Origin of the sequence: Coxiella endosymbiont of Ornithodoros maritimus, assembly GCF_907164965.1 — a bacterium.
Classification (GTDB): domain Bacteria; phylum Pseudomonadota; class Gammaproteobacteria; order Coxiellales; family Coxiellaceae; genus Coxiella.
Genome location: NZ_CAJRAM010000104.1, coordinates 1 through 5,346, shown reverse-complemented (window position 1 = coordinate 5,346; position 5,346 = coordinate 1). Strand labels below are relative to the sequence as shown.

Sequence of the window (5,346 nt, the reverse complement as noted above, 5' to 3'; positions counted from 1 at the left end):
GGATTTCTCTCTGAACGCTATTTATATCATGATGGAAACTCACAATCCCCTGCCCCAGAGGTATATTGGATTAACGCAGGGTCTGTAGCTTCAATATCTAATGTGGGTAAATCCACTGATATATCGGGTTAATGCTTTGACTGTAATGACTTCTAATAGGCTAGGAATAAATGATTGGAGTAATTTACTTAGTGCAGCGGCGCGTTTGAACGTGATTAGGAATCGAACGCCGGCGTTATCCAATTAAGCGCTGCGATGACTTCCCTTTTTATTTTGAGCAAAGTGGGTTCAGCCATTTTTACGGCTTTAATAACATTCTTTAATTGCTTGGCTTTTACTAGAAGAGATTTGGGTAATTCGACACCTAACGATTTTTCAATGCAGCCAAATAATTCTGCTTTTTCTAGACTGCCTATCCCCAAATCGTGCTCTAACCCTGCATCGGGAGAAACGGCGCGGGCGGCGCGCTCAGCACCAGACTCCAACAGAAATTGCTGGGTGACGGAAATAACTTACGATTTGATTTCCGTTAATGATTTATCCATAATTTTTAACTACTGAATTCGATCTAAGATCCCTTCCAATTCATCAGCACTGTTGTAATGAATGATGAGTTTTCCTTTTCCTTTGGCCCCATGTCGAATGGTGACGGTCGCGCCCAATTTATCGGATAAATGATGCTGTAAGCGCGCTACATCCGGGTCCATTGCTGGGCGGTTGGCAGATGATTTATTTTCCGATTGCCAGTGTTGAATTAATTTTTCGGTTTCGCGAACCGATAACGCTCGGTTTACAATAATATTTGCTGCTCCGCTTTGCTGAAAACCTTCTAACGCTAATAAAGCTCGTGCATGCCCCATATCCAAGTGGCCTTGTTCCAACAACGCTTTTACATCTGGATTTAATTTTAAAAGTCGCAAGCTATTGGTAACGCTCGTGCGGGATTTACCGACAGCTTCTGCTATCTCCTCATGGGTCATTTTAAATTCGTCCAACAATCGCTGCAAAGCGGCAGCTTCTTCAATCGCGTTTAAATTTTGTCGTTGTATATTTTCAATCAACGACATGGTGACCGCCGCCTCATCAGTAATGTGGCGTATAACAGCAGGAACTTCTTTTAAGCCAGCTAATTGGGCTGCACGCCAACGTCGTTCCCCTGCAATTATTTCGTAGCGTTGACCGACTGGCTGAACAACGATCGGTTGAATGATGCCTTGTGCACGGATTGAGTTTGCTAATTCTTCTAAAGCGTCTTTACCCATTTGTCGACGTGCCTGATAATGACCAGGTTGAATAACATCGATCGTTAATTTTTTTAATTCTGTTTTAGAATCCGCTAATGAGGTGTCATCGATTTCGGTGAGTAATTCGTTTAATCCCAAATCACTCAGTCCTCGACCCAGTCCGCGTTTTTGTGTCATTGACACACCTCATGATGCCGCATGATTTCTCCTGCTAACGCTAAATAGGCAGCAGCGCCTTGTGAATTTTTATCATAGTTCATAACAGGCAACCCATGACTCGGCGCTTCCGCCAAACGCACATTTCGGGGGATGACAGTTTGGTATACCTTCCCTCCAAAATGAGTAAGTAATTGTTCAGAAACTTCAACCGTTAATCGGTTACGGCCATCATACATTGTTCGCAATAATCCTTCTATTTTTAACGCCGGATTGATGGTTTTACGAATCCGCTCAATACTCGACAATAAACTTGTTAATCCTTCCAAGGCGTAGTATTCGCATTGGATCGGTATTAAGACGCTGTCAGCGGCGACAAGAGCGTTAACTGTCAACATATTTAGAGAAGGAGGGGAATCAATTAAAATAAAATCGTAATTATTTTTAACTGCGTTTAATGCTTCATCTAAACAGCACTCGCGGTGGCCCGTTTTTAAAAGCCGCACTTCAGCGACCGTAAGGTCACCATTCGCGGGTAATAAATCGTATTTCCAATCAGCAGGGACGATCGCTTTTTCCGCCGTCACTTCACCTAAAAGGACCTCGTTGACAGAAGACGTTATCGTTTGTTTATTGACGCCTGACCCTACCGTGGCGCTACCTTGTGGGTCTAAATCAATTAATAGAGAACGGCGTTTAGCCGCCCCCAAGGAAGCCGCCAAATTCACCGCAGAAGTGGTCTTCCCTACACCTCCTTTTTGATTAGCAATGGCGATAACGGTCGTCATTAGACGCTAGTCCTTATTATTTTTAACTCTAACAAGATGACGCTCCGCCTTTAATCCTGGGATATTTAAAACGTACATAATAGCCGACGAGTCTGCGTCGCGTAATTCTTTTTCAGGATAAGTGCCCTTCATTATCAACCATTGCCCGCCCGAACGCAGCAAATGATTGGTTTGTTCAATAGTCTCACTAACGCTTCCCAATGCCTGGCAAGGTGATGGTATCAAAATAAAAACCCGACTGATAAAAGTCAATGCGCTCTTGAATGATAGTGACATTGGTTATCTTAAAGCGAGAAGCCGCCTGAAGCAAAAAGGCTGTTTTTTTAGCTTTGCTATTAATTAAGGTAAATTGCTTTTCGGGACAAGCGAAAGCCAATGGAATGCCGGGGAAGCCGGCTCCGCTGCCGACGTCGAGGATTTTATCGCCCTTATAGATAGGGGAGGATAGATAGGCTGTCTAAAATATGGTGGGTGACCATCCTTTCTATTTCGGTAATAGCGGTGAGGTTATAAGCCTGGTTCCATTTTTTTCAGAAAAGCGAGAAAGGTGAGCATTGATTGTTGGATAGTTTCTGGGATCTTAAGTCCCAATTGGTCGATGCCTTGTTTTAGTTTTTCTATCATGGTGATTATTCTTTTTCCACTCGGAGCGGGTTTAAGGATAGAGTTCTTTTTTCTTCAAGTGAACAAGTAACAACGAAATCGCTACTGGCGTGATTCCTGGAATACGGCTAGCTTGCCCGAGGGTGGTGGGTTTTGTTTCATTTAATTTTTGTCGAACTTCGTTGGACAAACCGTTCACTTGATTATAATCGAGAGAGGAGGGAATCTGCGTAGTCTGGTATTTTTTTTGCCGGGCAATTTCGGCCAATTGATGGGTTAAATAGCCTTCGTATTTTGCTTGAATATCAATTTGCTCAGCAACGGAGGGCTCTAACACGGCAGGGCCCAATTCTTCAATTTGCATCAGCACCGGGTAATTAATTTCAGGGCGTCGTAGAAGATCCATGCTGGAATAATCTCGTTCCAAGAGTTGTTGAAAACGACTTTCAATGGCTTTGGCAGCGGTGGATTTTGGCCAGATCCGTTGTTTCTTTAAGCGTTGTTGTTCTTTTTCAATTGTTTCTTTTTTCTTAACAAAGAAATTCCAACGTTCGTCATCAACGCAGCCTAACTTGCGGCCTTTTTCTGTTAACCGTAAATCCGCATTATCCTGTCTTAAAACCAGTCGGTATTCTGCGCGACTGGTGAACATGCGGTACGGTTCATTTGTGCCACGAGTCGTTAAGTCATCAATTAACACGCCGATATACGCTTCATCCCGCGCCGGTGTCCAAGGTGGGCGCTCTTGTATTTGCAAGGCGGCATTAATTCCCGCGATTAAGCCTTGGGCAGCCGCTTCTTCATAGCCAGTAGTGCCGTTAATTTGACCGGCGAAATAGAGTCCGAGCACGTATTTAGTTTCAAGAGAGGGTTTTAAATCGCGCGGATCAAAATAATCATATTCAATGGCATAACCCGGGCGCGTAATGTGACATTTTTCCAAGCCTTTTATGCTGTGAATAAAATCGAGTTGGGCGTCAAATGACAAGCTGGTTGAGACACCATTCGGATAGACTTCAGGAGTGTTTAATCCTTCAGGTTCTAAAAAAAGTTGGTGTGAATTTCGATCCGCAAAGCGCACGATTTTATCTTCGATGGACGGACAATAGCGCGGCCCCACCCCTTCGATGACGCCGGAGAAAAGCGGTGAGGTTTTTAAGGCATTGCGAATGATGTCATGGGTTTTTTCGTTCGTTTGAGTGATAAAACAAGAGACCTGATGAGGGCGGTTTTCGCTATGGCTCCAATAAGACATTAACGGCAAAGGGTGGTCGCTAGCTTGTTCGGTCAATTGGGAATAATCAATGGTGTGCCCATCGATCCGCGGCGGCGTGCCCGTTTTTAAACGTTCTACTCGAAAAGGCATTTCGCGAAGACGCTCCGCCAGCGCGAGGGCGGGGGGATCGCCGGCGCGCCCGCCGCGGTAATGGTTCATGCCGATGTGGATTTTTCCACCTAGGAAAGTGCCGACGGTTAAAATGACCGTCGGAGCATAAAAAGCGATGCCCATTTGGGTCACGACGCCTGCTGCTCGATTATTTTGAATAATAAGATCATCGACGCCTTGTTGGAATAGCCACAAATGAGGTTGGTTTTCTAAAGCGTGGCGGATAGCAGCCTTATATAAGACGCGATCAGCTTGTGAGCGAGTTGCACGAACTGCTGGACCTTTGCGTGCATTCAGGGTTCGAAAATGAATACCCGCTTGGTCGGCCGCAAGTGCCATTATTCCGCCAAGCGCATCGATTTCTTTGACAAGGTGGCTTTTACCAATGCCACCGATGGCGGGATTGCAGGACATTTGACCCAGCGTTTCTATGTTATGAGTCAGCAATAGAGTTCGCGCGTTCATTCGCGCCGCCACTAGCGCAGCCTCAGTGCCTGCATGACCGCCACCCACGACGATGACATCAAATTGTTGAGAGGTACTTTGCATGGCCGGGATTTTACCACATCTCTCTCTTTTCTGCTGAAGTACTGCCGCGAAATTCTCACTAAGGGGTCAACAAAAATAGTTCCAATTTAATAATCGACAATTTCAGTTTTCCCTCTTAAAATACTGCTAATTTACTGCTAATTTGAAAAACAACTTTAGGTAAGTTATGAGGTTTCGTTTTTTTCCCAACCGAAAAACGGAAACTAATAAAGTTTTTTACCGCTTCTCTAAAGACTGATTTAGCCTCCGTGAAGGATATACCTCTCATTTCTTATTAAGTATTTTTTGGCGAGCCTTCAATGGAGCCGATATGTCAAGCTCTTATAAAGATAAAAAACGCATCTCATTCAGCGTATAGTTAAGAATCTATCTATTATTTATCTATTATTTATTGAATTCCCCGTATTTCGCTTCGCTCCTAATGAAAAGTGCCCCTCCTTAAAGAGGGCGTTATAATGCGCCAACATAGAGTTTCTATTTTTAAAAAAAGGAGCAGGGCCATGAAAGATATTAAAATACTTGGTGTTGGTATTTATTGCAAAAGGGGTTTTTCAACTGTGTGGGATTGATGAGTGGGGTAAGGTGATCCACACGAGAGGGGTTAGGCGCTCAATATGTG

General features: G+C 44.2%; 3 protein-coding genes and 3 pseudogenes. 1 reads left to right on the top strand and 5 read right to left on the bottom strand.

Annotated elements, in window-relative coordinates; genetic code table 11:
• Positions 1-50: 50 nt before the first annotated feature.
• The 5 genes and pseudogenes from OWO34_RS08840 to mnmG form a co-directional block, all read right to left on the bottom strand.
• Positions 51-509: pseudogene (locus tag OWO34_RS08840) on the bottom strand (phosphopantetheine-binding protein); the annotation flags it as partial.
• Between the two features lie 45 nt (positions 510-554).
• Complete coding sequence (locus OWO34_RS08835) at positions 555-1,427, bottom strand: ParB/RepB/Spo0J family partition protein (RefSeq protein ID WP_267257230.1); 873 nt, start codon at positions 1,425-1,427, stop codon at positions 555-557.
• Positions 1,418-2,188: a ParA family protein gene (locus tag OWO34_RS08830; protein ID WP_267257229.1), complete on the bottom strand. Its 771-nt coding sequence runs from the start codon at positions 2,186-2,188 to the stop codon at positions 1,418-1,420. Before OWO34_RS08830 ends, OWO34_RS08835 begins: the two co-directional genes overlap by 10 nt.
• Positions 2,189-2,194: 6 nt before the next feature.
• Positions 2,195-2,812, bottom strand: a pseudogene (rsmG, locus tag OWO34_RS08825) (16S rRNA (guanine(527)-N(7))-methyltransferase RsmG).
• A gap of 31 nt (positions 2,813-2,843) precedes the next feature.
• Positions 2,844-4,727 (bottom strand): tRNA uridine-5-carboxymethylaminomethyl(34) synthesis enzyme MnmG, encoded by a 1,884-nt coding sequence (gene mnmG / locus OWO34_RS08820; protein WP_267257228.1) that lies wholly within the window; start codon positions 4,725-4,727, stop codon positions 2,844-2,846.
• Positions 4,728-5,227: 500 nt separating this feature from the next.
• Between mnmG and OWO34_RS08815 the strand changes: the two are divergent.
• Positions 5,228-5,346: pseudogene (locus OWO34_RS08815) on the top strand (IS110 family transposase); the annotation flags it as partial.